The organism is Burkholderia sp. BCC0044, assembly GCF_902832955.1.
Taxonomy (GTDB): domain Bacteria; phylum Pseudomonadota; class Gammaproteobacteria; order Burkholderiales; family Burkholderiaceae; genus Burkholderia.
Map to the genome: position 1 here is coordinate 207,322 of NZ_CADFDO010000003.1, position 26,458 is coordinate 233,779.

The following is a 26,458-nucleotide window of genomic DNA, read 5'->3' on the forward strand; positions in this document are numbered from 1 at the left end:
CGGTGCGGGCGGCGGGCACTCGCGCCGGCGTTCATCGGAACGGCGGCCTGCCCGGCGCGCGACATCGCGGCGTGGCGCGCATTTTACCCCGGGCGGGGCGAACGGCCGTGGAATCGGGCGAAACGGGGGACGGAGAAGGCGGGAACGGGGACAGACGGTTCGGGCGGCGCGACAACAGCGGGAATGCAGCCGCGATTCGCATCGTGCGGGCCGGCCGCCGACACCGGCATCATCATGTGCCGGTCAGGCGGCCCGGAACCGGAGCGGGAACGGCGGCCCCGCTACCGATTCACCGGCCGTTCGCTCAGAACCCCTGCATCGTCACGGTCGGATCGACGACCAGATGCACGACGCCGTAAATGACCGCGCCGACCAGCAGCGCAAGCAGGATCGCGACGAACGGCAGCAGCGTGAAGTTCGCGTTCGCGAGATCGGTCGCGTGCGCCTTGCTGTTGCGCACGCCGAAGAAACTCCACAGGACCAGGCGGACCATGCCGAGCAGTTTCATGATGGGCTCCTTTATCGAATCGGTTGACGCTATCGTCGATCCGGACGGCATTCGAAAAAAGCAGCAGTTGCGTGCGCTTTTCGCGCAGCAGGCCATCTGCGGCGGCATGTCGCGCGCGCGTCAGCGGTCGAGCACGAGCGGCTCCGTCGCCCCTTGCGCGGGGCGCGCCACGCACAGCAGCGCGCAGCCGGGTTCGATCGCCGCATCGGGCGTCTGCTCGTAGTCGACCGCGCCGGACAACACGCGCGTCGCGCACGTGCCGCACGAACCGGCGCGGCATTCGCACGGCACGGCCACGCGCTGCCCTTCCGCGAATTCGAGCAGCGTGCCGTCGGCGGGCGTCCACGCGGCGTCGCGCCCCGTGCGCCGGAACACGACCGGCACGCTTGCCGCCGCGGGCGCGGCAACCGCGCGGGTCGCGCTGCGCGAGACCGTCGACGGCCCGAACGCCTCGAAACGGATGCGCTCGTCCGGCACGTTCAGCGCGCGCAGCCCGTCGTACAGGTCGCGCATGAATGCAGACGGCCCGCACAGGTAAAAGTCGTAATCGTCGAATGAAAGGACCCGCTTCAGTTGCCCGATGTCGATGCGGCCGGCCCGCGCGGCCGAGCCTTCGTGAGGATGACTGTCGAACCAGTGAAGCGACACGCGCGCATCGGCGGCCGCGACGCGCGCCAGTTCCGCCGCGAACGGCCGGTCGGCCACTTCGCGTGCGCCATGCACGAACACGACGCGGCGCGACGGCGCGTCGTCGGCCAGCGCGCGGCGCAGCATCGCGACCATCGGCGTGATGCCGATGCCGGCCGACACGAGCACGGCCGGCCGCGGGCTCGCGAGATCGAACGTGAAGCGGCCGCGCGGCATCTGCGCGTCGAGCGTCATGCCGGCCTGCGCGTGATCGTGCAGCCATGCCGATACGCGCCCTTCTCGCTTCACAGTGATCCGGTAATGCGTGCCGCCCGGTGCATCGGACAGCGTGTAGCTGCGAATCGTCGGCGCGTCGCTACCCGGCAGCGCGATGCGCAGCGTCAGGTGCTGACCGGCTTCGTACGCAGGCAATGCACCGCCATCCGCCGGTTCGAAATGGAACGACCGGATCGCGCGGGCTTCGTCGACGATCTTCGCGATGCGCAGCGATCGCCATGCGGGCGCCGGCGCCGATGCAGGCGCGGCCGCGGATGGCGCCGGTCCGGCCGTTGCCGCCGCGCCGCCCGACGCCGCCGCCATCGCCGCGAACTGCGGCGCGCGCTCGACCGCCGACCACCGGAACGGCAGCACGGCCCGCACGCGCCGCACTTCCCGCACATGGAAGCGCACGACGCGCTGCGCGCCGTCGAACGACGCAACCACCGGCCCGTCCCACACGATCTCCGCGTGCGCGGCGACATACAGCACATCGCCGCTGTCGAAATCGACGAACAGCAGCCCCGCGCGCGGATCGTGCTGCAGGTTGCCGAGTGTGTTGAAGAACCGGTTGCCGCTGAAATCGGGCGTCGTCAGCGTGCGCGCATCGTCGACGCGCACGAAGCCCGGCATCCCACCGCGATGCGACACGTCCGCGCCGCGCGCCGCGCCCGCCTCCACCGACGTGTTCGCACTCGCGACGAAGAACGTATCGGCCTGCGCGAGCAGCGCGCGGTCCGCGTCGCTCAGCGCATCCGACACGTCGGGCGCGACGGATGCATCGACGTCCCGCGCGACGAAGGTCGGCTTGCGGCCCTGGATGTACTTCGCGCAATTGCCGAAGCTCTGCTCGACCGCGATCGTCAGCGCATCGCCGTCGACCGCGCGCACGACGCCGTTCACGCGATTGCGCCGCCGCGTATCGAATTCGATCCCGAGCCCGCCGAGCGGCGCGCCCGGCTGCCACGCGCCGGCCAGCGGATCGCCCGGCAGCGCACGCGCCGCGATGCGCAGCGTGCGGGCATCCGGCGACGTGACGAAACCCGGCGCACCGGCGCGCAACGTCGCCCACGGCTGGCCGTTTGCATCGACGCCGCCGAGCACGAAGAACGGCAGTTGCGCGAAAAACGTCCGGTGCTGGTCCGGCATGAAGCGCCGGATCCCGCGCCGGCCGGCCGCGCTCGCCGCGTCCGTCACGCCTGCGCGCTGCTGCACGGCAAGCTCGCCCGCGTGAAACGGCGCGATGTCGAGTTCCCAGCCCGGTACGACGGCGGTTGGCGCATTCATCGCGTTCTCTCCTGAACAAGCGCGGCGGCAGTGAGTATCAAGCAGCGAGCAGGCCCGCGCGCGTCGTCGGCATCGCGACGAAGCCCGGCAACGCCTCGATACGCGCCAGCCATGCGCGCACGTGCGGATACGGTTCGAGCGACACGCCGCCTTCCGGTGCGTGCGCGATGTACGTGTACGCGGCGATGTCCGCGATCGTCGGCTGCGCGCCGGCCGCGAACGGCTTGCCGGCCAGCTCGCGATCGATCACGTCGAGCACTTTCGCGGCCGTGCGCTTGGCCGCTTCCGGGTCGAGCGTCGCGCCGAACACGGTCACGAGCCGTGCGGCTGCCGGGCCGGACGCGATCGGGCCGGCCGCGTACGACAGCCAGCGCTGCACGACGGCCGCGCCGACCGGGTCGTCCGGCAGCCAGTGCGCGTCGCCGTAGCGCTTCGCGAGATATACGAGGATCGCGTTCGAATCGGCGATCACGGTGCCGCCGTCGTCGATCACCGGCACCTGCCCGAGCGGATTGAGCGCGAGAAACGCCGGTTCGCGCTGCGCGCCGGCCGCGAGATCGACGTCGATCGTCCTGGACGGCAAACCGAGCAGCGACAGGAACAACCGGACGCGGTGCGCGTGCCCGGACAGCAGGAACGAATAGACGCGAATGGGCGAGGCAGGCTTGCTGGCGGCAGACATGGAAACACTCCGGAATCTCGCGCCGCCGGGGATCGGCGACGAACGGCTCCAGCGTAGCGCTCGCCGTTCGTCGCCAGAAGACGGATAATCACGGAAACATTATCCTCTTCCATAGGACAATCGACGATGGCCGATCTGCGCGACGTGAACCTGAACCGGCTGGCGATCTTCGTCGCGGTGGTCGACGCCGGCTCGCTGACGGCCGCGGCCGAGCGGCTCGGCCTCGCGAAGACGGTCGTCAGCACGCACATGCAGCGCCTCGAATCCGAGGTCGGCGCGAACCTGCTGGTGCGCACGACGCGGCGGCTGAGCGTGACCGACGCCGGACGCGTGTTCTACGACGCGTGCCGCGACATCGTGCGCGCGACCGAAGCCGCGCTCGACGCGGTGTCGTCCGACGCCGGGCCGCTGCGCGGCACGCTGCGCGTGAGCGTGCCGATCGACTATGGCGCGCTGGTCGTCGCGCCGGCCGTCGTCGCGCTGCGCGACCGGCATCCGGCGCTCGACGTCGAACTCGTCGCGAACGACCGCGTCGTCGATCTCGTCGCGGACAACCTCGACGTCGCGATCCGCATCGGGCGGCTCGCCGATTCCAACTATCGCGCGGTGCAGCTCGGCACCTACGAGAAATGGCTGGTCGCGAGCCCTGCGTTCGTCGCGCGCTACGGGCTGCCGCGCGATCCGGATGCGCTTGCCGGCTTGCCGTTCGTGATGCTGTCGTCGCTGCCGCGCCCGCATACGCTCGAACTCGATGACGCGCGCGGCGGCCGCGCGTCGGTGCGCTGCGTCGCGCCGGTCGTGTCGAACACCGCGACCGCGTGCCGCGCGATCGTGCTCGCGGGCGGCGGCTTCGGGCTGCTGACGGATTTCTCGACCGCGGATGATGTCGCGGCGGGCCGGCTCGTGCGGCTGCTGCCGGGCTGGCGCACGGCGCCGGCGGGGATCCACGCGGTGTATCCGTCGACGCGGCTGCCTTCGCCGAAGGTGCGGGCGTTCATCGAGGCGATGAAGGGGAGGCTGGGGGAAGCGGCGGCAACGCCTACGACAAAGCGCTCACGGTCGAAGTAGCAACCCACGTGGTTCATTGCGCGCTTACGGTATTCGACGACAGCGACAGCGCATGCGCCGATAACGGCGAGCCGCTCCGCCGATATCGTCAGGAGACGCCGCATCAGATTTTGTTGGTTCGTCTCCGCACCCAATGCGCCAACATCGCGAGCAACAGGCAAGCCACACAGGCTGGCCAATACGCGACCCAGACCCACGCGTTCCGTTCATGGGCTGCGCTCCAGACGAAGTAGGCACACAGCAGGGTTAGAGCGATCAACGAGAAAGCGAAGCGGGATTTCTCGAGCATCCCGGCGGAATGCATCGCCCAAAGCAAGACTGCGGGAAGCAACAGATAGCCCCAATAGAATGCCATCGTCGTCAATTCATCCGACGGCCGGCGGAGCAGATTCGATATGTCAACCACCGTCATCACCGACCCGAACGACACCATCAGAAAAACTGCCGCACTAAGGCATACGAAATATCGGCCGTTGTAGTCGACATACCGTCCTCTCACAATCACTCCTGGGTCGATGACGTCAGCCCGTTCCCTATCGCGATGGATCGCGAGACCATCGATCCCTCATGACAACCGCAGCGATGAAGAGGAATCGTTCCACACCCTCACGGCGCCACCCTAACGTAACGGCTCGACCGACGGTGACGTGAAACCGCTTTCCATTGTGCCGGTCAACGAAGCGCCCCGACAGGTCCGGCTCCAGCGCTCGAAGCTGTAGTTCGTCTGGATCCAGCGATTGCCGACGGCATCGCCACCGGGCTTGCGAATCGACCAACCCAATTCAGCGTCGTAATGCGCTTCATCGCGTTCGTTGGTTACGACACCCCTGGTATCGACAACCGCCTCGCGCGTCGCGCCGCCCTCGATCTGTCGAGGACCCTGTTTCGCGCCGGCCAGGTCGTGCGCGTACAACTGACGAAGATGCTCCACGCATGCGTCGAAACTGGCGAACGATTGCGGCGGCATATCCACCGGCGGCAAATGACCGCTCGCGGAAACGGACGATGCAAACGACGTCGCAACGCTCAACAGGAGAAGGCGGGCGTTGAAGTGCTTCATGTTCGAGTTTTCCGTGTATGTTCGAGCGTCAACTCTGTGTCGGCAATGGCCATCTCAGCGTCGACCTCCTGCCGGGATGCGGTGCGAGACAAGACCTGCGCGGCCTCGTCGCACATACCCTTACTTCAATGGCCTGGGTTGCGGAGCGCAACTCGCACAAAGCAACGTTACTGGGCTGCCCTTGGCAGACTGCAACCCGAATAGAAGACGCGGCAGTTCTTGTCATTCGCGGTGCAGACTTTCATGGCCTTGGCGGTGGCGTCATCGATCGTCTGCCCCATGTTCGAATTGTGGGTGTTGTCTCCAACGAGCATGACCGCGCAGCCATTCGCGTAGGAGAGGTCGATCTCGCACTGCGTACCACCTTTCGCTTTGCATTGAGAAAGCGCGGCGCGCTCCGCCTGCTGCTGGCTGTCCAGATCGGTGGATGTGCCGAGAGCACCCGCCTTGCCGTCGGTGGAGATTGCGCCCCAGCGAGAGATCCAACTGATCTGGCGTTGAGGCGGCGATGCGGCCTGTCCTTGACCGTCCGGGTCCGGGCCACAGGAACTCGCACTATACGGAATCCAGCCTGGCGGACAGGCCACTTGGGCGTGTGCGGTGATACTGATACCGACCAGGCAAGCGATTGAAAGAATTTTGAATCGCATGTTCTCTGTAACGCGTCTAGCGCTTTCCGTGTTATTCCAGTCGCTGGGGCAAACTGCATCCAGCGTAGTAAACCCAACATTTCGCCGACCCTTTTGAAGCGCAATTCTTCATGCCCATTCTGCCAGCCTCTTCCGACGTGCCTGCATTTTCCGTCCAGATGATCTGCCCGTTGGCCATGACCGCGACACATGTATTCGCGTACACGTTGTTGACGGAACAGTTCACACCTCCGCGGGCCTGGCATTCCCGCTGCGCTGCAGAAATCGCGCTGTCTTTATCGGGCATGTCGGATACGATGCCGAACGCACCTTGACTGGATACAACCGCACCCCAACGCGAGGCCCAGCGAATTTGGCGTTGAGGCTGAACCCCGTTAGTCCCTTGCTGTCGGTTATCCGGACCGCAGTCACTTGCGCTGTAGGGAATCCAGCCCGGGGGGCAGGCGACTTGAGCATGACTGAGCGATGCAACGGCAAGCAGTGTCAGCAGGACTAGCAGTCGGATGACGTTCATAGGTGAAGTCGGGGCGCTACAGCGCAATCAGATGCGTTGAAGAAGGTCAAAGGCCGAATGGCACGTAATTGCATTCCGTTCACGGCTGAATGTTCGTTGGCTCGCCAATCGTTCGATTCCCGCATTTCGGCGACGGCATCGCCATCAACCGACGCGCGAAATCCCAATCGCGAAACGCATCCACCTCGTATTAGCGAGGTCTAGCTCCAGCGATTGGCTTACGAAGATGTCACTGATATGTCTGTCAACCGTCGAATCCACACAGCGCCCGGCAAATGTATACCAGTCTATCTACTTTGACTAGAATTCCGCGGAATCGGCAGATACGTGCAGCGAGACAACCTTTGATTTATTTCCGTTGCTTAATATTTTTTGAAGTAAATCCGACTCTCACGCGCATGGCTCGGCCGTCGATGACGCTGTCGGATTCACCTATCGCGCGCTCTTTCGCACGACGCCGCCAAGCAGCATTTTCGACATGACATTGACGGCACGGCCATCGCCGTGACAAGTCCGCAAAGTTACGCGTGAGTTGTTTCGACGGATTCATGCCCGAGCCGCAGTTTCCGACGCCCGCTATCTGCCCGTTCCCAACGTCCCCAGCAGCACCTTCCTGCAACTCGCGATCATCTGCGCCTCCGGATCGCGATATTCGGTCAGCAGCCACGCCGCGCCGACGTTCGTCATTGCGCCCACCAGCGCGAGCCCGATCAGCCGCTGCTCGGTGCGCTCGGCAGGCGTCACGGCCTCGCCCGGCGCGCCGATCGCCATGATCAGCTTGCCGAAGTCGATCAGCATGCGCTGATACGTCATGTCGGTATCCGCGCTCACGCCCATCACCTCGAGCAGCAGCACGCGCGCCGCGCACGGGTCGCGCAGAAACGCGAAGAACGCGGCGAGCCCCGCGTCGACACGCTCCCGCAGATCGCCGCCGCGCGCGGCGACCGCCTGCGCGACCGCGTCATGCAACTGCTGCGCGTGATGCAGGTAGGTGCAGCGCAGCAGATCCTCGGTGCTGTCGAACGCCGCATAGAAATAGCGATCGTTGAGCTTCGCTTCCTGGCAGATCGACCGCACGGTCGCCTTGCGAAAACCCACCGTGCCGAACACGCGCGTCGCCGCACGAATCAACGCGTCGCGCCGTTCGGCGGCCCGTACCTCGGGCGCCACGCCGCCATACGACCGGCCCCTTTTTTCCGTTTCGAGTGCTTTCTCCATTCCGCTATTTGACATCAGGACACCCGAAAACTAAAGTGGTGACGAACAACACCACAATAGATGCGCCGCCGGTGCAGCGCAAGCGGAACGGGAGGACGACGAATGAAGGGGTTTTCCGGCAAGGTCGCCGCGATCACGGGCGCCGGTTCGGGCATGGGCCGCAGCCTCGCGGTCGAGCTTGCGCGGCGCGGCTGCGAGGTCGCGCTCGCCGACGTCAACGACGTCGGGCTCGCCGGCACGGCAGCCGCCTGTGCACAGCACGGCGTGCGCGTGAGCACGCGTCGGCTCGACGTCGCCGATCGCGACGCGGTGTTCGCGTGGGCCGATTTCGTGCGCGCCGAGCACGGCAAGATCAACCTGATCTTCAACAATGCGGGCGTGTCGCTGGCCGCCAGCGCCGAAACCGCGCGTCTCGCCGATCTCGAATGGATCGTCGGCATCAACTTCTGGGGCGTCGTGCACGGCACACAGGCGTTCCTGCCGCATCTGCGCGCGTCGGGCGACGGCCACGTGGTGAACACGTCGAGCCTGTTCGGGCTCGTCGCGATGCCGACGCAAAGCGCGTACAACGCGACCAAGTTCGCGGTGCGCGGCTTCACCGAGGCACTGCGGATGGAACTCGAACTCGACGGCGCGCCGGTGAGCGCGACCTGCGTGCATCCGGGCGGCGTCGCGACGAGCATCGTCGACGCGGGCCGCGTCGACACCAGTATCCACGCGCTGACGGGGCAGGACGAAGCGACCCATCGCCGTCAGGCCAACCGCCTGATCAACGCGACGACGGCCGACGAGGCCGCGCGGCAGATCCTCGCGGGCGTCGAGCGCAATGCGCGCCGCGTGCTGGTCGGCGCCGACGCGCGCCGGCTCGACCGGATCGCGCGACTGCTCGGCGCCGGTTACCAGTGGCTGATGCTGCGCCACGTGCGCCGCGCCCGCGCCCGCAATCTCGAACGCGCGCCCGCTCCGGCCGCGCGCCCGACCACGCCGACCCAGGACCCCGCATGATCTCGACGACGACCGACCGGCGCGACGCGCCGCCCGCCTCCGACGCCCGCCGCGACAGTGGCGATAACCGCGACGATCGCGACCTTCGCGACCTCGACGTGCTGATCGTCGGCGCCGGCCTGTCCGGCATCGGCGCCGCGTATCACCTGAAGCAGCGCTGCCCGCATGCGAGCGTGGCGATCGTCGAGGCGCGCGACGCGATCGGCGGCACCTGGGACCTGTTCCGCTATCCGGGTGTTCGTTCGGATTCCGACATGTTCACGCTCGGCTACAGCTTCCGGCCATGGCACAGCGACAAGGCGATCTCCGACGGCCAGACGATCCTCGACTACATCCGCGACACCGCGCGCACCTACGGCATCGACAAGACGATCCGCTACGGCCAGAAGGTCGTCGCGGCCGACTGGGATTCGAACCGCGCGCGCTGGACGGTGCGCATCGAGCGCACGCGGGACGGCGCGACCGACACGCTCGCCTACACCTGCCGCTTCCTGTTCATGTGCAGCGGCTACTACGACTACGATGGCGGCTACCTGCCCGACTGGGCCGGCATGGACACGTTCGAGGGCAAGCTCGTGCATCCGCAGCACTGGCCGAAGGATCTGTCGTACGCGAACCGGCGCGTGGTCGTGATCGGCAGCGGCGCGACGGCCGTCACGCTGGTGCCGTCGATGGCGGCCGACGCGCAGCACGTGACGATGCTGCAGCGCTCGCCGACCTACATCGTGTCGCTGCCCGCGCGCGACAAGATCGCGAACGCGCTGCGCCGCGTGCTGCCGTCGCGGCTCGCGCACCGGCTCGTGCGCGTGAAGAACGTGCTGCTGACGATGTACCTGTACAACGTGTCGCGCCGCAAGCCCGACCAGACGAAGAAATTCATCATCCGTGCGGCGAGCAAGCAGCTCGGCCCCGACTTCGACGTCGCGAAGCACCTGACGCCGCGCTACATGCCGTGGGACCAGCGCCTGTGCCTCGTGCCGAACGGCGACCTGTTCAAGGCGATTCGCGCGGGCCGCGCATCGATCGTCACCGACGAGATCGAGCGCTTCACGCCGACCGGCCTCCAGCTGAAGAGCGGCCAGCAGCTCGACGCGGACGTGATCGTCACCGCGACCGGGCTGAAGGTGAAGATGCTCGGCGGCGCGCGCGTGACGGTCGACGGCCGCGCGGTCGATTTGCCGGAGACGGTGTCGTACAAGGGGATGATGTACAGCGACGTGCCGAACCTCGCGTCGTCGTTCGGCTACACGAATGCGTCGTGGACGCTGAAGGCCGAGCTGATCGCGCGCTACGTGTGCCGGCTGCTCAACCACATGCGCGCGAACGGGTACGACACCTGCGTGCCGCGGCTCGGCGCAGGCGATCTCGGCGACGTGCCGGCCGTCAACCTGAGCTCGGGCTACATCCAGCGCGCGGCCGGCATCCTGCCGAAGCAGGGGCACCGCAAGCCGTGGAAATTCCACCAGAACTACGTGCTCGATCTCGCGTCGCTGAAGTTCAGCGCGCTCGCCGATTCCGCGATGCATTTCGAACACCGCGCCAAGACCAGCCCGGCCGCCACCGCGCCGGCCGCCGAACCCGCACTCGAAACCCGCTGAGGCCGACATGACTCCTACGCTCCATCTGATCCAGAACGTGCTGCTCGGCGTCGTCGCGGTGCTCGCCGCGCTCGCGCTGTTTTCCGGGTACGTGGCCCGTCGCGTGACGCGCGCGTTTCCGCCCGAAGGCCGCTTCGTCGACATCGACGGCGATCGTATCCACTACGTCGAATACGGCAACGGCCCGCCGATCGTGTTCGTCCACGGGCTCGCGGGGCAATGGCGCAATTTCGCGTACCTGCCGCTCACGCGGCTCGCGCAGCAGCATCGCGTGATCCTGATCGACCGCCCGGGCGCCGGCCGCTCGCTGCGCGGCGCGGCCTCGCAGGCGAACGTGTTCGCGCAGGCCCGCACGGTCGCCGCGTTCATCGATGCGCTGAAGCTCGACAAGCCCGTGCTGGTCGGCCATTCGCTCGGTGGCGCGATCGCGCTTGCGGTCGGCCTCAACCATGCGGACCGCGTGAGCCGGCTCGCGCTGATCGCGCCGCTGTCGCACGAGCAGACCGAACCGCCCGCGCCGTTCAAGCCGCTGATGCTGCCGTCGCCGCTCGTGCGCCGTTTCGTGTCGTGGACCTTCGCGATCCCGCTGACGATCCTCACGGGCCGCAACGCCGTGCGCCAGGTGTTCGCGCCGGAGGACGTGCCGCGCGACTTCCCGGTCAAGGGCGGCGGCCTGCTCGGGATGCGCCCGCACGTGTTCTACGCGACGGCGACGGATCTGCTGTCGGCGCCCGTCGACCTGCCCGCGATGGAGCGTCGCTATCCGGAACTCGCGCTGCCGGTCGACGTGCTGTACGGCCGCGCCGATCCGATCCTGAACTGGCGCGAGCACGGCGACGCGCTCGCGAAGAAATCGGCGCGCGTGCGGCTGAAGGTCGTCGAGGGCGGACACATGCTGCCGGTCACGATTCCCGACGCGACGGCCGACTGGCTGCTCGAAGTCGCCGCCGCGCCGGCCGACGTTGCCGCGCAGCCGGTACGCATCGCGTAGATCACCGCAACGGGAAGCGAAACCCGACTCCGCGGCGGGCAGCCGACGCCGCGACGGAATCAGGCTTCGTCGTCGGGTATCGACAACCCGAGATCCGACAGCACCTCGCGCGCGCTGCGAAACGCCTCGACCGCGGCCGGCGCGCCCGCGTACAGCGCGCTGTGCAGCAATACCTCGCGGATCTCGACGAGGCTCGCGCCGTTGTTGAGCGCGCCGCGGATGTGCCCCTTCAGTTCCGTGCTGCGGCCGAGCGCCGCCAGCATCGCGCACGTGCACAGGCTGCGCGTCTTCAGGTCGATCCCGCCCCGCTGCCACGTGCTGCCCCACGCATGTTCGTTCAGCCAGTTCTGCAGCGGACGCGAAAATCCGTCGAGGTCGCGCATCGCGCGCTCGACGAACGCCTCGCCCATCACGTCGATGCGCCGCGCCTTGCCGTCTTCCCTGTCCTGTTCGCTCATGTCGGTGTCCTGGTGGTTGGAAGTCGTGGCCGCCGCTGCGCCTGTCGGCGGCCGGGGATTTCGCGCCATGTTCAGCGGGACGGCGCGTTTCGTCAAAGATGCGGCCCTCGGTTCGCGGCCGTTCGCGTGACGGGCCGTCGAACGCTACGTAACATCCCGTCGCGCGTTACGGCGCCTTGCGGGAACATCGCAGCCACGGCGTCGACGCACCGCGCGTGCCTGTCGCGCGAAACCGCCATTCCTCCGTTTAAATCGCACCGATATTCCCGATTTCCGCAACAAATCGCGATAGCGTTTCGTGAAACCTGTCATGGCGCGGAATTTGCAGTGAAGGCCTGGACACACTTCCAATGTCGAGGCCAACATGCACACTCTCTTCAAGAAGACGACGGTAACGATGGCCGTCTCGTCACTGCTCGCGCTGTACGGCTGCGGCTCGGTCGATGGACCGACGACCCCGCCGACCATCAAGCCGAGCACGTCCGGGACGAGCGGTAGTTCGGGGACGTCGGGTAGCTCGGGGAGCTCCGGTAGTTCGGGCACTTCCGGTAGTTCGGGCACTTCCTCCGGTACTTCGGGCACTTCCGGTACCTCGGGCACCTCCGGTACGTCGGGTACCTCCGGCACCTCGGGTACTTCCGGTACGTCGGGCACTTCCGGTACGTCGGGCACTTCCGGTACGTCGGGCACTTCCGGTACGTCGGGTACTTCCGGTACGTCGGGTACTTCCGGTACGTCGGGTACTTCCGGTACGTCGGGTACTTCCGGTACGTCGGGTACTTCCGGTACGTCGGGCACTTCCGGTACCTCGGGTACTTCCGGTACGTCGGGTACTTCCGGTACGTCGGGTACTTCCGGCACTTCGGGTACCTCCGGCACGTCGGGTACGTCGGGCACTTCCGGCACCTCGGGTACTTCCGGCACGTCGGGCACTTCCGGTACGTCGGGCACTTCCGGTACGTCGGGTACCTCCGGTACGTCGGGCACTTCCGGTACCTCGGGTACTTCCGGCACTTCCGGCACTTCCGGCACTTCCGGCACCTCGGGCACTTCCGGCACGTCGGGTACTTCCGGCACCTCGGGTACTTCCGGCACGTCGGGCACTTCCGGCACCTCGGGCACTTCCGGCACCTCGGGTACTTCCGGCACGTCCGGTACCTCGGGGACCTCCGGTACGTCGGGCACGTCCGGCACCTCCGGCACCGGCGTCACCCCCCTCGGCAATGTCCTCCAGAAATCCGGCAACCTCGTGACCGCGCTCGGCACGACGATCGTGAACGGCGGCGGTCAGATCGGCGGCGTGCAGATCCCCGGCACGAACCCGACGACGGCCACCAGCGTCGGCAACGCGGTCGGCAGCCTCGGCAACGGCGTGCAGTCGCTCGGCAACGGCATCGCGGCCGGCCTGGGTTCGATCGGCGTGTCGCCGAACCCGCTCGGGCCGACGATCACGTCGACCACCGGCCTGCTGACCGGCGCCGGCGGCGCGGTCAACAACCTCGGCAATGCCGTGACGAGCCTCGGCACCGGCCCGCTGTCGCCGCTCGCGCCGGCGACGACCCTGGTCGGCAGTCTCGTCAACACGGTCGGCACCGCGGTCAATTCGACCGCGTCGGCGCTGAACACGGCGCTGAACAGCTCGCCGGTCCAGCAGCTCGAAACGCAGCTCGGCAAGGTGATCAACCCGATCACGAACACGCTGACCGGCGGCGTCACGACGCCGGGCGTCACGCAGACGCTCGGCAACGTAACGCTGCTCGGCGCGCCGCTCAGCGGCCTGCTGGGCACGCTCGGCGGCGGCCTCGGCCTCGCCGGCTCGAAGATCGGCGGCGCGACCGGCAACCCGGTCGGCGACGCTCTCGGCAGCAGCGTCGGCCAGCTCGGCAACACGGTGACCTCGGCGGGCGGTCTCCTGTACAGCGGCAGCGGCAGCTCCAGCAGCGGCACCAATCCGCTCGCGCCGATCACGGGCCTGCTCGGCTCGCTGACCGGCGGCCTTGGCGGCGTCGGTTCGAGCGGTACCGGCGGCACCAGCGGTACCAGCGGTACCAGCGGAACGAGCGGCACCAGCGGCGGCCCGCTCGCGCCGATCACCGGCCTGCTCGGGGCGGTAACGGGCGCACTCGGCGGCATCGGTTCGAGCGGCACGGGCGGCACCAGCGGCACGGGCGGAACGAGCGGGACCGGCGGCACCAGCGGCACGGGTGGCGCAGGCCTCGGCGCCCTGCTCGCGCCGGTCACCAACCTCGTCAACTCGCTGACGCCGCTCGGCGCGAGCCTCACCGGCACCGTCACGACGCCGGGCGGCAACCTGTCCGGCACGCTCGGCGGAGTGTTGACGAGCGGCCCGGTCGGCACGCTCACCGGTGCGCTGGGCACGCCGGCCGGCTCGGCGGGCGCGACCGGCACGGTCAGCCCCGGCGGCGCAGCGGGCACCGTGACGACGCCGGGCGGCAGCGGCTCCGTGGTGACCGGCCTGACCGGCAGCACGGGCGGCGCCGCCGCGGGCGGCACCGGCAACCTGCTGTCGCCGGTGACGAACCTGCTCGGCGGTCTGTTGGGCGCCGGCACCAAGAAGTAAGCGGTAACGCATCACGTATCAGAACGACAGGCCAATGGCCGGGCGCGCATCCATACACAGCCCGGCCGACGGCCGGCGTCACCCGCCAAGCGGGGGCGCCGGCCCTCATCCCTACGAGGATCCGATCATGAACTCCACGCTCGACGGCATCGTCGCTGCCCCGGACCGTCCACCCCGTTCCGCCACGCCGTTCCGCGCCGGCCTGCTCGGCATCACGGCCGGACTCTTCGCGCTGTGGATCACGCGCGACCACCCGACCCTCGACGCGGCCGCGCGCGCGGTCATCGCGAGCCTCGCGATCATCGGCACGATCGCGCTGCACGAACTCTTCATCTCGCGCGTCTACCTGCGCCCGAGCGCGGGGCTGTCGCGGCAGGCCGTCCGGCCCCTGGGCATCGCGCGCGTCGCGACGCGGCTCGGCGCGCTGACGTCAATCTACGCGGGCATCGGCGCGATCTACTGGCTGCTGCCCGAATACCACGGCGCGTTCTACCTGCCGTTCTGGTCGCTGCTGCGCTCGCTCGCGCCGTACGTGATCGTCGCCGCGCCGTTCTACTTCGCGTGGATGGACCGCCACCAGCGCGAGACCGACGACGCATACCTGCTGTGGGGCCGCTTCCTGTTCCGCCGCGAGCGGCCCGCGAGCTGGAAGCCGGTGCGCGAGATGCTGGCCGGCTGGGGCGTGAAGGCGTTCTTCCTGCCGCTGATGACCGTCTACCTGTCGAAGGACGCCGATCACCTGAGCGCGTCGCTCGCGAACGCGATGCACGCGCCGATGACGATCGCGACCTTCGTGTTCATGTACGACCTGTCGTTCACGATGGACCTGATGTTCGGCACCGTCGGCTACCTGTGCACGTTCCGCATCCTCGACAGCCACGTGCGCACCGTCGAGCCGACGACGCTCGGCTGGGTGGCCGCGCTGATCTGCTACCAGCCGTTCTGGTCGCTGATCTCGAACAACTACATCCGCTACGAAGGCTCGATGTTCTGGGACAACTGGCTGCTGGCGGCGCCGACGCTGCGCGTGATCTGGGGCGCGGTGATCATTCTGCTGCTGCTGACCTACGCGCTGTGCACGATCTCGTTCGGGCTGCGGTTCTCGAACCTCACCAATCGCGGGATCATCACGTCGGGCCCGTATCGCTTCACGAAGCATCCGGCCTACATCACGAAGAACCTGTCGTACTGGATGGTCTCGGTGCCGTTCGTCGAGCCGCTCGGCTGGCAGCTCGGGCTCATGCACTGCGCGGGGCTCGTCGCGGTCAACCTGATCTACTACACGCGCGCGAAGACGGAAGAGCGTCATCTGATGCGCGACCCCGACTATCGCGCGTATGCGGAATGGATCGCGCAGCACGGGTTGTTCGCGCGGATCAGGCAGGCGTTTGGTGGGCGGCAGGCGGTCTAACGCGGCGATTCCCGGCCGGACCGCCGATGCATCGACCGGCCCGGGAACGCACACCCCTCGGTTCATTCGCGCGTGCGCGTCAATACGGCGAGTGCGGCGACGCATGCCATCGGCATGACGAAGCAAAACGCCGCCAGCGGCCACGGCGTATCGCCGGGCAGCACCAGCGTCACGAACGTGCCGGCGCCGCCGACGATCAAGCTCTGAACGCAGTAATAGAGCGCTACAGCCGTCCCCGCCGCGTCGTCGAAATTCCGAAGCGCGCCGTTTGCAGTCACTGACGACATCAGGACGATGCCGACCGCGACGATCCACATCGGCATCACGAACGCGACGAACGACGGCGCCATCAAGACCGTGCATGCCGCCAGCGCGATTGCGCCGACCATCATGACGCAGGCGCCGCGGACAAAACAGCCCGGTATCCCCCAGTTCGACACGAACCATCGCGCAAAACGCGCGGCAACGATCATCACGATAGCGACGGTGGCAAACGCTGCGCTGAATTCGGTGCGGGAATAACCGGCCTGTCCGACCAGCACACGCGGCGCAATCGAGAAAAACACGAAAAAAGCGCCCATGGCCGTGCCGAAACCGAGCGAATAGACGAGGAAAGACGCACTGCGCAGGATCGACACGATCGATTGCCGCGGCCTGCCGGCGGCTCGCGGCCGCGTTTCGTACCAGTGCATCCACGCGCGGCCGAACGCCACACACCCGGCGCCGCCGAGGGTCACGAAAATCGCGCGCCATCCGAAACCGTGCGCAATGCCCGCGCCGAGCATCGGCCCGAGCGCCGGGACGAACGCCAGGATCGCTCCGAACTGGCTGTAGAGGGTGCTGCCTTCCGGACGGTCGGCATAGACATCGCGCACCGTCGCAAAGGTCGCCACGAGCGCCGCGGACGCGCCTAGCGCCTGCAGCAGGCGCAACGCAACGAACACGCCGCCGCTGCCCGTCATCGCGAGCGCCAGGGAAGCCGCCGAGAAAAGTAGCGCACCGCCCAGGAGCACCGGCCGGCGTCCGAACCGGTCCGACAGCGGGCCGAACACCAACTGCCCCAGGCCGAGGACGACCATGTAGACGCTCAGCGTCAGTTGCACCATGGCGGGCGACGTGTGCAACGCCGACGGCATCTCCGGAACCACCGGCAGATACACGTCCATCGCCAGCGACGCGAGGAGATCGAAAGGGGCCATCAGCAGCAAGGCCGACGGCAGCGAGTAAGCCCATGCGGGCGTGGTTCGGGTTTGATCAGGCATGACGAAGCATCCGCTCGGAAAAGGGAAATCCGGCGGCAATCTGCCTGCTGAGTCATCGACGAGAGGAGATCGCCGCAACAACCGGGTGAAGCAGGTTGCTGCGGCTCAGCGATCCGTGGACGGGCCCGCTGCCATGGTCAGATCCTTGTGGGGTTCGTTCGCGGTGAAGTGTATGCGATTTCCCGACATGAACGCGGGCTGCTGCCACGCTACGCGATCGATCCCGGATCTTCGCGGCGAACCATGGCGCGCCCCCAAGACCCGCTTGCGGCCAATTGTCGCGAAACACCGCGATACTCCACTTTTCATCGCTTTTCTCCGTCAGTCCGATTGCCTACCTCGTGGCCGTCGCGTATGGTGCTGACCGTCCGCGTGCGCCCGCCGCCCGGACCTCCGACCGTCGTCCCGCACGACGGCTGCGCGGGCCCCGCCCGCCGTCACCGTCTCCGCGGCCGCCCGTTCGGCGCCGCGTATTCATGAGGAGAGAGGTGTGATTCACAAAGTCCTGATCCTGTTCGCACTCTGCATCGCGGGCCTCGCCGCGATCGCCGCCGGTTTCCAGCACATCCCCAGCTGATTCGCGGCCCCGGCTCGCTTCGCCGAGCCCGGGGGCCGCTTCCCGTTCCATTCCCCCGTTGCGATGACCCCCTTTCTCGATGCGCCCGAGACGGGCGCCTTTTGCCATGCGTATCGACGTACAGCATTCCCAGCACGACATCGACGATGAACTCGACACGCTCCATGCGCGTCTGCACCAGCCGGGCCATCGCCTGTACGGGCTGCCGGCCGTCGCGCTCGGCGGCTCGGGCCTGATCGTCCGCCATCGCGAGGCGGACGGCGAATACTTCCTTTACGTCGAGGATCCGTCGGCCCGGCAGCTCGCCGGCTACACGGTGTTCAACCGGCTTCCCGAACTGCCGCGCCGCGCGGATCGCTACCTGCGCGCGCCGCATACGCGACTGCGCGGGTCCGCTCAACGCAAAGGCCTCGCGACGACGCTGTATCGATGGGCGCTCGACGCGGGCTTGTGCCTGATCAGCGGCGCGCGTCAGTCGACGGGTGCGGCGCGACTGTGGACCGCGCTCGCACACGACTACCGGCACGGCTTCGTCGATATCGAAGGCCGCACGCTGCGTTATCTCGGCGAAGCCGTTGCGGATCACGTGCACGATGCGCTGCATACGCGTCGGCTGTTGCTCGGCAACCGATGGAACCTCGGTGAACTGGCGCAAGCAACCGGGATGACTGGCGTCGATGCCGCCGAGTATGCGGACGTGAATGTGCAGCGCGTCGGCCACGCGTGTCCCGTCGCTCACATCGCTCATATGGCTCACGCACCGATGCGATAATTCGCCGGAGCCGCGCGCCGCCGCCGCGCGAGCCACTCACCGACACGTTCCGCGATGGTCAACGAAACCCGAACCGATTCCGAGCGCCCCCTCGACATCGTCGCGCTATGCGGCAGCCTGCGTGCGCAGTCGTACAACGCGGCCCTGCTCGATGCAGCCGCACGCGTTGCCCCGCACGGCATGCGCATCACGCGTTTCGATCGCCTCGGCGAATTCCCGCTGTTCAATCCCGATGCCGAATACCCGGCGCCCGCCGCGGTGCGCGATCTGATCGACCGCCTGAACGCGGCCGACGGCGTGCTGATCGCGAGCCCGGAATACGCGCACGGCGTGACGGGCGTGATGAAGAACGCGCTGGACTGGATCGTGGGATGCGAAGCCGTCGTGTACAAACCGGTCGCGGTACTGAACGCGTCGCCGCGCGCGACGCATGCGGACGCGGCGCTGCGGGAAACGCTGTCGGTGATGTCGGCGCGCATCGTCGAAGATGCTTCGATCACGCTGCCGATCCTCGGCAGTCAGCTCGATGCGGCGGGCATCGCCGCGCATCCGCCGTTCGCGTCGGCGCTCGTCGAAGCATTGCACGCGCTGCGCACGGCGATCGACGATCCGGCTGCCGGCCGATAGGCGATCCACACACGCTGAACGCGTGCGCCGTTGCGTTGCGTTATCGCGCCTTGGCGCGCGTCGTCTTTCTCGCCGGCTTCGCCGCCTTCGCACGCGCCGCTTCCTTCTCGGGCTGCGCGCCGCCGCCCGCGAGATCCTCGAGCCATGCGAGCGCATCGACGTACGACAGGAATTGCTGCAGGTATTCCGGCGACAGCTCGCGCATCGCCGCGAGCGACCGGTGCACGAGGCTGTTCGAATTGAGTGGCCCCGCATTACGCGGCACCTGGTCGAGCGACTGGCGATACTGCTGTTCGGTGCGCACCTTCGACCACATCGCGCGGAAGTAGTCGATCAATTCGGGATCGAGCCCGCGCCGGTCGGCCTGCGCATCGCGGCCGAGCCCTTCGACGAGCGCGGCAAGCGCACCACGCGCCGGCACGCGTGCCGCCGTCTCGCACGCGACTTCGGCTTCACCGGCGCGCGCGACGATCTCCGCAAACCCTTCGATCAGCGTCGCCAGCCGCGCATCGAGCAACGCACGCGCGTCGCCATCGAGCACGGCCGCACGCTTCGCGAGCGCATCGATCCGGTGAAACCGCACGGGATCGAGCCGATCGGCGCCCTGCTCGCGCCATGCGTCGAGCATCGCGCGCACCTGCGTCGCGTCGCCGGTCACTTCGCCTTTCCTCCGTTCGACGCCGACTTGCGCGGCACCGGCGCGATCTCCACGCGGCGGTTCTTCGCGCGGCCTTCATCGTCCGCGTTCGAGCTGACCGGCTGTTCGGAACCGAACGCGGCCGCGAACACCGACGACGCCGGCACGCCGGCATCGATCATCGCGCGCGTGACCGTCAACGCGCGCTTGGCCGACAGTTCCCAGTTGTCCGCGAACAGGCGGTTGCCGGCGTGCACCTGCTGGTCGTCCGCGAAGCCGCTGATCATCAGGATCTCGTCGCGCGTCTTCAGGTACGTGGCCAGCGGGCCGGCCAGCGTCTTCAGCAGGTCGCGGCCCGCGGGCTGCAACTGGTCCGAGTTCAGCGCGAACAGCACGTTGCCGCTGATGCCGATGCGCCCGTTCACGAGCGTCACGCGGCCGGCCGCGAGCGGCCCGGCGAGCGCCTGTTCGAGCGACTTGCGCTGCTGCGCTTCGAGCTGGCGCGCGCGCACCGCTTCCTCGAGCTTCGACGTGAGCTGGAGCTGCATGCCGATCACGCCGACGAGGATCAGCACGAACGCGCCGAGCAGCACCGACATCAGGTCGGCGAACGCGGGCCACACCGGCGCCGATTGCGCGCCGCCGTCGATTTCGTCGTGCATGCGTTACGCTCCGACGGGCGCGCGCCGGCCGGCGAGCTGCTGCAGGTCTTCGACGATCTGCTTCTGCGACATCACGCTCAGGTCGATCACCTCGCGCGCCTGCGCGACGTAGTACTCGAGCTGTTCGTCGCTGCGCGCGAGCGACTTCTCGAGCGCGGCCTCGATGCGCTGCAGATGGGTCAGCAGCTTGTCGTTCGATTCGCCGAACACCTGCACGGCCATCCCGAACGCATCGCCGAGGCTCGCCACTTCGACGGCGCCGGCCGTGACCTGCGCGGCCACCGAATCGAGCTTGCGCGTTTCGGCATCGACGGTGTCGTTGAAGCGCGCACCGACGCGGTCGAGCAGATCGGCCGACGTGCTGACGAGCGCGTCGATCGCGGTGCGCTGTTCGGTCGATGCGTGGTTGACCGCGCCGAGCAGCGTCTCCAGCGTCGCGAGCAGGCGGCTGCGTTCCTCGAGCATCGCGGTGTCGCGCACCATGCTGTCGGACAGGCGCTGGCGCAGCTCGGCGACGACGTCGGCCGCGGCCTTCGGCGCTTCCGATGCGGCCTGCACGAGGCGCGAGATTTCGTTGATCGTGTCGCTCGCGTGAACCTGCGCCTGCGCGGTGATGTCGTTCGCGGTGCGGGTCAGCGTGTCGCAGATGTCCTGCTGACGCGCCGCGGCCTGTGCGCTCGTCTGTGCCCATTCGTCGCGCAGCGCGGCCGCCATCGCGGCGAGCGAGTCGTTCCAGGCGGACAGACGTTCTTCGTCGCGTGCGGCGAGTTGCGATTGGAGGCCGGTGTGCGACTCGCGAATCGTCGACAGCAGATCGTTCGAGCGTTGTTCGAACGTCGACGCTTGTGCGGCGAGGTCGCGCGTCGTTTGCGCCAGTGCGTCGCAGATTTCCTGCTGACGGCCGGCGCTGTGCACGCCCGCGCGCTGCCATTCGTCGCCGAGCTTCGCGGCCATTGCGGCCAGCGAATCGTTCCACGCTGACAGTCGTTCTTCATCGCGCGCCGCCAGTTGCGATTGCAGACCGGTGTGCGACTCGCGAATCGTCGTCAGCAGATCGGTCGAGCGTTGTTCGAACGTCGACGCTTGTGCGGCGAGGTCGCGCGTCGTTTGTGCGAGTGCGTCGCAGATTTCCTGCTGACGGCCCGCGCTGTGCACGCCCGCGCGCTGCCATTCTTCACCGAGCTTCGCGGCCATCGCGGAGAGCGAATCGTTCCATGCCGACAGACGTTCTTCGTCGCGTGTCGCCAGTTGCGATTGCAGGCCGGTGTGCGAATCGCAAATCGTCGTCAGCAGATCGTTCGAGCGTTGTTCGAACGTCGAAGCCTGTGCCGCGAGATCGCGCGTCGTTTGCGCGAGTGCGTCGCAGATTTCCTGCTGACGGCCCGCGCTGTGCACGCCCGCGCGCTGCCATTCCTCGCCGAGCTTCGCGGCCATCGCGGAGAGCGAGTCATTCCATGCCGACAGACGTTCTTCGTCGCGTGCCGCCAGTTGCGATTGCAGGCCGGTGTGCGAATCGCGAATCGTCGTCAGCAGATCGTTCGAGCGTTGTTCGAACGTCGAAGCCTGTGCGGCGAGGTCACGCGTCGTTTGCGCAAGCGCGTCGCAGATTTCCTGCTGGCGGCCCGCGCTATGCACGCCTGCGCGCTGCCATTCGTCGCCAAGCTTCGCGGCCATCGCGGCCAGCGAATCGTTCCACGCAGCAAGGCGTTCTTCGTCGCGCGCCGCCAGTTGCGTCTGCAGCCCCGCATGCGACTCGTGCATCGCGGCGAGCGTCGCGGCCGAATGGCGTTCGAACGTCGCCGCGGCTTCGCCCAGTGCGCGCGCATGCTGGCCGGCCAGCGTCTCGCCGACCTGCTCCTGACGCGCGAGCGCATCGCGCCATGCGTCCGACAGTCGGCCTTCGGTCGATTCGAGGCGCGTCGCGACGCCGTCGAGCAGATCCGACGAACGCTGCGCGAACGTGTCGGTGAACTGGCCGAGCGTCGTCTGCAACTGCTGCGCGACCGCGTTGCCCGCCTGACGTTGTTCGTCGAGCGCGCGGTTCCACACGGCCGTCACGTTGCCGGTGGTCTTCTCGAAGCCTTCGGTCAGCCCGTCGAGCTGACGCTGCACCGCACCCGTCACGGTATCGCGCAGCGCGGCCATTTCCTGCGCGAGCCCCGTCATCGTCGCGGCGACGACCGGCTGCAACGCGGCGCCGGCCACGCGCGCGCTTTCGGCGGCGCTTTCCTTCAGCGCGTCGCCGACGTTCGACGCAAGGCCCGCATACGCACGCTCGGTCCGGTCGAAAAACGCCTGCTGGCTTTCGATCTGACGATCGTGCAACGCGACGCTGCGCGCCTCGAGCGTCGTCATCATCGTCTGCAACTGGTCGACGAGCGCCGGCATCACGTCGGCCTGACGCTGCAGCAGCCGGAACGATTCGTCGCGCTGGTGCGCGGACGAATGCACGCGCAGCGTCGTCGCGATCTTCGCGTCGAGCTGCTGGGCCGCGTCGATCCGCTCGCGGCGCACGAGCGCGGACAGCAGCCCGAGCATCGCGGACGTCGCGACACCGGCGATCGACGTGCCGAACGCGAACCCGAGCCCCTTCACCGGCGCGATCAGCGACGCGCGGATCGCATCGAGATCGGTCGCGCTCTCGAGCGCGGCGCCCGTGCCCTTCAGCGTGACGACCATCCCGAGCAGCGTGCCGAGCATCCCGAGCAGCACCAGCAGGCCGACGAGGTAAGGCGTGAGCGCCGGGCCCGGCAGCGCGACGCGCGCGCCTTCGACCCGGGCGCGCACCGCGCCGCGCAGGCCCGGATGCAGCGTGTCGAGCCACGTGTCGAGCTTCGCGGGCGGCTCGGTCAGGCCGGCGACCGCGTGCGACAGCGTGGCGGTCGCCTGCCGGTAGCGCAGCAGCTCCCATGCGCCGGCGACGTAGCACGCGCCGATCAGCAGCGTGACGGCCGCCGCCAGCGGGTTCGACGCGACATAGCCGGCACCGATCCAGCCCACTGCGAGCAGACCGGCGACGAAGACAACGAGATCAAGGCGAATTCTGGACATAGCGTGTTGATTAGCAGGTGCGAAGGGCCGCGAGCAGCCCGTCTACCGTTTGAAACCGGACTTCGAGTTCGGCAAGCAGGATGCTGTGCATCTCGCCGCGAAACGTATCGAGCCATGCGCCGGGCACGATCGCCGCGACGGTCGGGGTGTCGGCCAGCGCGCCTTCATTGGCCGGAGCCGATGCGTCAGCGACGTCGGGCGCAGCGGCGGCCGCCGCGGATTCGGCATCGGCCAGCGCCTGCCGCTCCGCGTCGCGCAGCCGCGCGAAGCGCGTGCCGAGCAGCGCGGGCACGGCCGACAGCAGGCTGCGCTCGCGTGCGCCGAGCACGCGCTCCATGATCGTGTCGAGCGTCGCGAGCCGCGCCATCCCGGACGAACGCGCGGCGAGCGCGACCCGCAAGCGGCCGCGCAACTGGCCGATCGCCGTTTCCATGTCCTGCTGGAGGGTCAGATACCGCTGGCGAAAGTCCGCGAAATCGGCCGTGTCGGCGGCCGGCGGCGGCAGGTCGCCCGGCCGGCGCCGCGCCCGTGGCCGGTTGGTGGCCGCGATCGCCTGCGCGAGGTCGTGGCGCACGCGCGCGCAGTCGCGCTCCGCGTCGTAGCCGCGCACGCCGGCCGCGACGCCCGGCGGGCTCGCAGTCAGCGCCGACGACAGCGTGATCGCGTCGGTCCAGCCGAGCCACTGGCTCAGCCGGTCGGACAGTGTCTGCCGGGATTCCGCGACGTCGGCATCGGCCAGGCGCGCGAGCAGCCGGACGAGCGTCGGACCGCTCAACGCCGGGCGCGGAGATGCTTGCACCATGCTGCAAACCGTCAAAAAAGGCAGCAGTTTACACGTCGCCGGGAAGTCGACCGTCAGAATCGGGGAAGCGGCGCGGTTCGACGTGCCGTGCGACACACGCGAACGCCCGTCGCGCAAGGCTCGGCGGGCGGTGGTGACGGGCGGGAAACATGGGAGGTGGCGGCCGGCGAGCGGTCGCGCGATCGGGAAATCATGCGTTGCGTGTTTGCAGTGCAGACCCGGCATGAACGATGAAGGGGCTGAGCCGCCGCGGCGGGTGCGGGCATTCCGCAAGCCGCGCCTGACCTATGGCCTGACGATGAACCGGTAATCCTGGAATTCGGGACGCCGACGCGCTCGGGCGAGCGGCCCGGGCGGTTCCCGCCGCTAACCGGCGACGGCCGCCGCCACGTGCTGATAGAGAACCGCTCAAATCCCCGCTTTCGGCGCATTCAGGATCAGCCGCAGCCCCAGCAGCGTGATCGCGCCGGCCGCGATGCGGTCGACCCATTTCTTCGCGCGCAGGTAGAGTTCGCGCGGCCGACGCGTCGAGAAGCACAGCGCGACGAGCGTGTACCAGCCGAATTCGACCGCGAACACGAGCGGCGGCAGCACGAGGTAGCACCACAGCGGCGGATGCTGCGGCAGCAGCGCCGCGAAGATGCTGCCGTACCAGATCGCCGTCTTCGGGTTGCTGAGCTGGGTCGTGAGGCCGGTCCAGAACGACTTGCGCGCGCTGCCGCCGGCCATCGCCTGCGGATCGTCCATCGCGATCGGCCGGTCGGCGCCGCGCCAGATCTTCGACGCCATGTAGATCAGGTACACGCCGCCCGCGACCTTGAGGCCCACATACAGCCATTCGACGGCCTGCAGCAGCGTGTAGAGCCCGGCCAGCGCGACGCCGCCGAACACGATGCCGCCGATGCCCATGCCGAGCGCGGTGGCCAGCCCGTCGCGACGCGACAGCCCGATCGAATTGCGGGCCACCAGCACGAAGCTCGGGCCCGGGATCATCGCGCCGAGAAACAGCGCAGCCAGGATGGCGAGTACGGCAGCCGATGCGGTCATCGAAGTCTCCTTGGTCAGCGACGCCGCTGCGCCGGCGCCTGCGTGTCGTTTCCGACGGTCGGAGCGCTGATTCTGGCACGCTTCGCGCATGGCCGAAAGCGGCCGGGCGCTGCTATGCTGGCCCTCTTTCCCGTCATTTCGCGCCGGCTCATGATCGAGATTCGCGTTGCCCGCTACCCCGACGATGCCGCCGCCATCGAAGCGATCGTTCGCGCGTGCGTCGCGAGCCCGACCGTCAGCTTCGAATTCCAGGACGACGGACCCGAAATTCCGGCGCCGGGTGCCGGGTTTCCCGGGCGCGATCTGTAACGCCGCGCGGCTCATCCCCTTTCCTCCTTTCGACCCGACCGCCCGCCATGCGCGCTCTTCGCCTTTCCGCCCTGCTGCTCCCGCTGCTCGCCGTACTCTCGTTCAGCGCCCACGCCGACGGCCTGCCGAAATCGATTGCCGCTCAGTTGCCGCCAGGCTACGAGTTGCTGAGCGAGTACCCCGGCCCCGATCTCGACAACGGACGCCACAGCTTTCTCGTCGTTGTGCATCGCGCGGTCGACACGCGTGACCAGCCATCGCCGCGCCCGCTGCTGATCTACGAGGAACAGGCCGACCATACCTACCGGCTCGCCGCACGCAACGACCAGGTTGTGCTGCGCGCGAACGACGGCGGCCAGTGCGATCCGTTCGAGTTCGCCGTCGACGGCCTCGCGGTAAAAGGCCTCTATTTCACCGTACAGAACTCCGTCGCGTGCGGCCAGCACTGGACCGACTACATCACGTTCCGCTACGACCCGCGCACGCGCGGCTGGCTGTTTTCGAACCAGATCGTCACCGAATCGTTTCCGCTCGACGACAAGCCCGATCACGTCACCGTCACGCGCGCCGACGCGCACCGGCCGGTGTCGTTCGGGCAGTGGCAGCGCAAGGACTAGCCGCCCGGTACGACTCCACGCCCGCGGCGGTGCCGTTTTTCAATACGACGCGTCGCCTGCCCGCCGCTCGCGACACCCGGCCAACAGGTCTACCATAGGCGCTCGTCGCCCGCGCGACCGCCGGCACGGCATGCGGCTTGCGCCTGCCCCTTTCCTCGTTG

24 protein-coding genes are annotated in these 26,458 nt (G+C 68.1%); 11 read left to right on the top strand and 13 right to left on the bottom strand.

Going from position 1 to position 26,458, the window contains the following annotated elements:
• Positions 1-304 precede the first annotated feature (304 nt).
• The 3 genes from HWX14_RS17885 to HWX14_RS17895 form a co-directional block, all read right to left on the bottom strand.
• Complete coding sequence (locus HWX14_RS17885) at positions 305-508, bottom strand: DUF2970 domain-containing protein (protein ID WP_006486164.1); 204 nt, start codon at positions 506-508, stop codon at positions 305-307.
• Positions 509-628: 120 nt separating this feature from the next.
• Positions 629-2,698, bottom strand: a complete 2,070-nt coding sequence (locus HWX14_RS17890; RefSeq protein WP_175883773.1) for a pyridoxamine 5'-phosphate oxidase family protein — start codon at positions 2,696-2,698, stop codon at positions 629-631.
• 37 nt (positions 2,699-2,735) lie between these two features.
• Positions 2,736-3,380: a glutathione S-transferase gene (locus HWX14_RS17895; protein ID WP_175883774.1), complete on the bottom strand. Its 645-nt coding sequence runs from the start codon at positions 3,378-3,380 to the stop codon at positions 2,736-2,738.
• Positions 3,381-3,506: 126 nt separating this feature from the next.
• On the opposite strand from HWX14_RS17895, the gene HWX14_RS17900 reads away from it, so the two are divergent.
• The gene (locus HWX14_RS17900) at positions 3,507-4,448 is read left to right on the top strand and encodes a LysR family transcriptional regulator (RefSeq protein ID WP_175883775.1); all 942 of its coding nucleotides are present in this window, start codon (positions 3,507-3,509) and stop codon (positions 4,446-4,448) included.
• A 619-nt stretch (positions 4,449-5,067) separates the two neighbouring features.
• Here HWX14_RS17900 and HWX14_RS17905 read toward each other — a convergent pair.
• The 3 genes from HWX14_RS17905 to HWX14_RS17920 all read right to left on the bottom strand — a co-directional run bounded on the left by HWX14_RS17905 (position 5,068) and on the right by HWX14_RS17920 (position 7,905).
• Positions 5,068-5,508: a hypothetical protein gene (locus HWX14_RS17905; RefSeq protein WP_175883776.1), complete on the bottom strand. Its 441-nt coding sequence runs from the start codon at positions 5,506-5,508 to the stop codon at positions 5,068-5,070.
• 167 nt (positions 5,509-5,675) lie between these two features.
• A complete protein-coding gene (locus HWX14_RS17910; protein ID WP_175883777.1) occupies positions 5,676-6,158 on the bottom strand; it encodes a DUF4189 domain-containing protein in 483 nt (160 codons plus the stop codon).
• 1,090 nt (positions 6,159-7,248) lie between these two features.
• Complete coding sequence (locus HWX14_RS17920) at positions 7,249-7,905, bottom strand: TetR/AcrR family transcriptional regulator (protein ID WP_175883778.1); 657 nt, start codon at positions 7,903-7,905, stop codon at positions 7,249-7,251.
• 87 nt (positions 7,906-7,992) lie between these two features.
• On the opposite strand from HWX14_RS17920, the gene HWX14_RS17925 reads away from it, so the two are divergent.
• From HWX14_RS17925 to HWX14_RS17935, 3 genes are read left to right on the top strand one after another with little or no spacing between them, the layout of a single operon-like run.
• Positions 7,993-8,895, top strand: coding sequence for an SDR family NAD(P)-dependent oxidoreductase (locus HWX14_RS17925; RefSeq protein WP_175883779.1), 903 nt, complete (start codon positions 7,993-7,995; stop codon positions 8,893-8,895).
• Entirely contained in the window at positions 8,892-10,493 is a 1,602-nt protein-coding gene (locus tag HWX14_RS17930; protein ID WP_175883780.1) for an NAD(P)/FAD-dependent oxidoreductase, read from the top strand. Before HWX14_RS17925 ends, HWX14_RS17930 begins: the two co-directional genes overlap by 4 nt.
• A gap of 7 nt (positions 10,494-10,500) precedes the next feature.
• Entirely contained in the window at positions 10,501-11,484 is a 984-nt protein-coding gene (locus HWX14_RS17935; RefSeq protein WP_175883781.1) for an alpha/beta hydrolase, read from the top strand.
• Between the two features lie 59 nt (positions 11,485-11,543).
• Here HWX14_RS17935 and HWX14_RS17940 read toward each other — a convergent pair whose 3' ends face one another.
• On the bottom strand, positions 11,544-11,942 hold the full coding sequence (locus HWX14_RS17940) for a carboxymuconolactone decarboxylase family protein (protein ID WP_175883782.1): 399 nt from the start codon (positions 11,940-11,942) through the stop codon (positions 11,544-11,546).
• Positions 11,943-12,306: 364 nt separating this feature from the next.
• Here HWX14_RS17940 and HWX14_RS17945 point away from each other — a divergent pair, with 364 nt between their 5' ends.
• Together HWX14_RS17945 and HWX14_RS17950 are read left to right on the top strand one after the other, a co-directional pair.
• Positions 12,307-14,523 (top strand): collagen-like triple helix repeat-containing protein, encoded by a 2,217-nt coding sequence (locus HWX14_RS17945; RefSeq protein WP_175883783.1) that lies wholly within the window; start codon positions 12,307-12,309, stop codon positions 14,521-14,523.
• A gap of 127 nt (positions 14,524-14,650) precedes the next feature.
• Positions 14,651-15,934, top strand: a complete 1,284-nt coding sequence (locus tag HWX14_RS17950; RefSeq protein ID WP_175883784.1) for an isoprenylcysteine carboxylmethyltransferase family protein — start codon at positions 14,651-14,653, stop codon at positions 15,932-15,934.
• Positions 15,935-15,996: 62 nt separating this feature from the next.
• Here the strand turns inward: HWX14_RS17950 and cml are convergent, their stop codons facing one another.
• Entirely contained in the window at positions 15,997-17,196 is a 1,200-nt protein-coding gene (cml, locus tag HWX14_RS17955; protein ID WP_175883785.1) for a CmlA/FloR family chloramphenicol efflux MFS transporter, read from the bottom strand.
• Positions 17,197-17,879: 683 nt separating this feature from the next.
• Here cml and HWX14_RS17960 point away from each other — a divergent pair.
• A complete protein-coding gene (locus HWX14_RS17960) occupies positions 17,880-18,545 on the top strand; it encodes a histone acetyltransferase (RefSeq protein ID WP_175883786.1) in 666 nt (221 codons plus the stop codon).
• A 54-nt stretch (positions 18,546-18,599) separates the two neighbouring features.
• Complete coding sequence (locus HWX14_RS17965) at positions 18,600-19,172, top strand: NADPH-dependent FMN reductase (RefSeq protein ID WP_175883787.1); 573 nt, start codon at positions 18,600-18,602, stop codon at positions 19,170-19,172.
• 40 nt (positions 19,173-19,212) lie between these two features.
• Here the strand turns inward: HWX14_RS17965 and HWX14_RS17970 are convergent, their stop codons facing one another.
• The 4 genes from HWX14_RS17970 to HWX14_RS17985 are packed head-to-tail and all read right to left on the bottom strand — an operon-like array spanning position 19,213 to position 24,324.
• Positions 19,213-19,830, bottom strand: a complete 618-nt coding sequence (locus tag HWX14_RS17970; protein ID WP_175883788.1) for a DUF2894 domain-containing protein — start codon at positions 19,828-19,830, stop codon at positions 19,213-19,215.
• Positions 19,827-20,471, bottom strand: coding sequence for an OmpA family protein (locus HWX14_RS17975; RefSeq protein WP_069621492.1), 645 nt, complete (start codon positions 20,469-20,471; stop codon positions 19,827-19,829). Before HWX14_RS17975 ends, HWX14_RS17970 begins: the two co-directional genes overlap by 4 nt.
• A 3-nt stretch (positions 20,472-20,474) precedes the next feature.
• Positions 20,475-23,522 carry a DUF802 domain-containing protein gene (locus HWX14_RS17980; protein WP_175883789.1) on the bottom strand — a complete coding sequence of 1,016 codons (3,048 nt, stop codon included), beginning with the start codon at positions 23,520-23,522 and terminating at the stop codon, positions 20,475-20,477.
• Positions 23,523-23,532: 10 nt separating this feature from the next.
• Entirely contained in the window at positions 23,533-24,324 is a 792-nt protein-coding gene (locus tag HWX14_RS17985; protein WP_175883790.1) for a DUF3348 domain-containing protein, read from the bottom strand.
• Here HWX14_RS17985 and HWX14_RS17990 point away from each other — a divergent pair.
• Positions 24,323-24,634, top strand: coding sequence for a hypothetical protein (locus HWX14_RS17990; protein WP_175883791.1), 312 nt, complete (start codon positions 24,323-24,325; stop codon positions 24,632-24,634). The two genes, HWX14_RS17985 and HWX14_RS17990, sit on opposite strands and share 2 nt — an antisense overlap.
• A gap of 98 nt (positions 24,635-24,732) precedes the next feature.
• Here HWX14_RS17990 and HWX14_RS17995 read toward each other — a convergent pair whose 3' ends face one another.
• A complete protein-coding gene (locus HWX14_RS17995; RefSeq protein ID WP_027805824.1) occupies positions 24,733-25,371 on the bottom strand; it encodes a LysE family translocator in 639 nt (212 codons plus the stop codon).
• A 114-nt stretch (positions 25,372-25,485) separates the two neighbouring features.
• On the opposite strand from HWX14_RS17995, the gene HWX14_RS36550 reads away from it, so the two are divergent.
• Together HWX14_RS36550 and HWX14_RS18005 are read left to right on the top strand one after the other, a co-directional pair.
• Entirely contained in the window at positions 25,486-25,680 is a 195-nt protein-coding gene (locus tag HWX14_RS36550) for a hypothetical protein (RefSeq protein ID WP_244130259.1), read from the top strand.
• A gap of 47 nt (positions 25,681-25,727) precedes the next feature.
• Positions 25,728-26,297, top strand: coding sequence for a hypothetical protein (locus tag HWX14_RS18005; protein ID WP_175883792.1), 570 nt, complete (start codon positions 25,728-25,730; stop codon positions 26,295-26,297).
• Positions 26,298-26,458: the final 161 nt, after the last annotated feature.

Bases quoted from the DNA above. Each gene is read 5' to 3' on its own strand.
- HWX14_RS17885 (WP_006486164.1), bottom strand. From the start codon at position 508: ATGAAACTGCTCGGCATGGTCCGCCTGGTCCTGTGGAGTTTCTTCGGC.
- HWX14_RS17940 (WP_175883782.1), bottom strand. From the start codon at position 11,942: ATGAGCGAACAGGACAGGGAAGACGGCAAGGCGCGGCGCATCGACGTG.
- HWX14_RS17960 (WP_175883786.1), top strand. From the start codon at position 17,880: ATGCGTATCGACGTACAGCATTCCCAGCACGACATCGACGATGAACTC.
- HWX14_RS17890 (WP_175883773.1), bottom strand. From the start codon at position 2,698: ATGAATGCGCCAACCGCCGTCGTACCGGGCTGGGAACTCGACATCGCG.
- HWX14_RS36550 (WP_244130259.1), top strand. From the start codon at position 25,486: ATGCTGGCCCTCTTTCCCGTCATTTCGCGCCGGCTCATGATCGAGATT.
- HWX14_RS17950 (WP_175883784.1), top strand. From the start codon at position 14,651: ATGAACTCCACGCTCGACGGCATCGTCGCTGCCCCGGACCGTCCACCC.
- HWX14_RS17925 (WP_175883779.1), top strand. From the start codon at position 7,993: ATGAAGGGGTTTTCCGGCAAGGTCGCCGCGATCACGGGCGCCGGTTCG.
- HWX14_RS17895 (WP_175883774.1), bottom strand. From the start codon at position 3,380: ATGTCTGCCGCCAGCAAGCCTGCCTCGCCCATTCGCGTCTATTCGTTC.
- HWX14_RS17935 (WP_175883781.1), top strand. From the start codon at position 10,501: ATGACTCCTACGCTCCATCTGATCCAGAACGTGCTGCTCGGCGTCGTC.
- HWX14_RS17980 (WP_175883789.1), bottom strand. From the start codon at position 23,522: ATGTCCAGAATTCGCCTTGATCTCGTTGTCTTCGTCGCCGGTCTGCTC.
- HWX14_RS17990 (WP_175883791.1), top strand. From the start codon at position 24,323: ATGCTGCAAACCGTCAAAAAAGGCAGCAGTTTACACGTCGCCGGGAAG.
- HWX14_RS17920 (WP_175883778.1), bottom strand. From the start codon at position 7,905: ATGTCAAATAGCGGAATGGAGAAAGCACTCGAAACGGAAAAAAGGGGC.
- HWX14_RS17965 (WP_175883787.1), top strand. From the start codon at position 18,600: ATGGTCAACGAAACCCGAACCGATTCCGAGCGCCCCCTCGACATCGTC.
- cml (WP_175883785.1), bottom strand. From the start codon at position 17,196: ATGCCTGATCAAACCCGAACCACGCCCGCATGGGCTTACTCGCTGCCG.
- HWX14_RS17985 (WP_175883790.1), bottom strand. From the start codon at position 24,324: ATGGTGCAAGCATCTCCGCGCCCGGCGTTGAGCGGTCCGACGCTCGTC.
- HWX14_RS17905 (WP_175883776.1), bottom strand. From the start codon at position 5,508: ATGAAGCACTTCAACGCCCGCCTTCTCCTGTTGAGCGTTGCGACGTCG.
- HWX14_RS17975 (WP_069621492.1), bottom strand. From the start codon at position 20,471: ATGCACGACGAAATCGACGGCGGCGCGCAATCGGCGCCGGTGTGGCCC.
- HWX14_RS18005 (WP_175883792.1), top strand. From the start codon at position 25,728: ATGCGCGCTCTTCGCCTTTCCGCCCTGCTGCTCCCGCTGCTCGCCGTA.
- HWX14_RS17930 (WP_175883780.1), top strand. From the start codon at position 8,892: ATGATCTCGACGACGACCGACCGGCGCGACGCGCCGCCCGCCTCCGAC.
- HWX14_RS17900 (WP_175883775.1), top strand. From the start codon at position 3,507: ATGGCCGATCTGCGCGACGTGAACCTGAACCGGCTGGCGATCTTCGTC.
- HWX14_RS17910 (WP_175883777.1), bottom strand. From the start codon at position 6,158: ATGCGATTCAAAATTCTTTCAATCGCTTGCCTGGTCGGTATCAGTATC.
- HWX14_RS17945 (WP_175883783.1), top strand. From the start codon at position 12,307: ATGCACACTCTCTTCAAGAAGACGACGGTAACGATGGCCGTCTCGTCA.
- HWX14_RS17995 (WP_027805824.1), bottom strand. From the start codon at position 25,371: ATGACCGCATCGGCTGCCGTACTCGCCATCCTGGCTGCGCTGTTTCTC.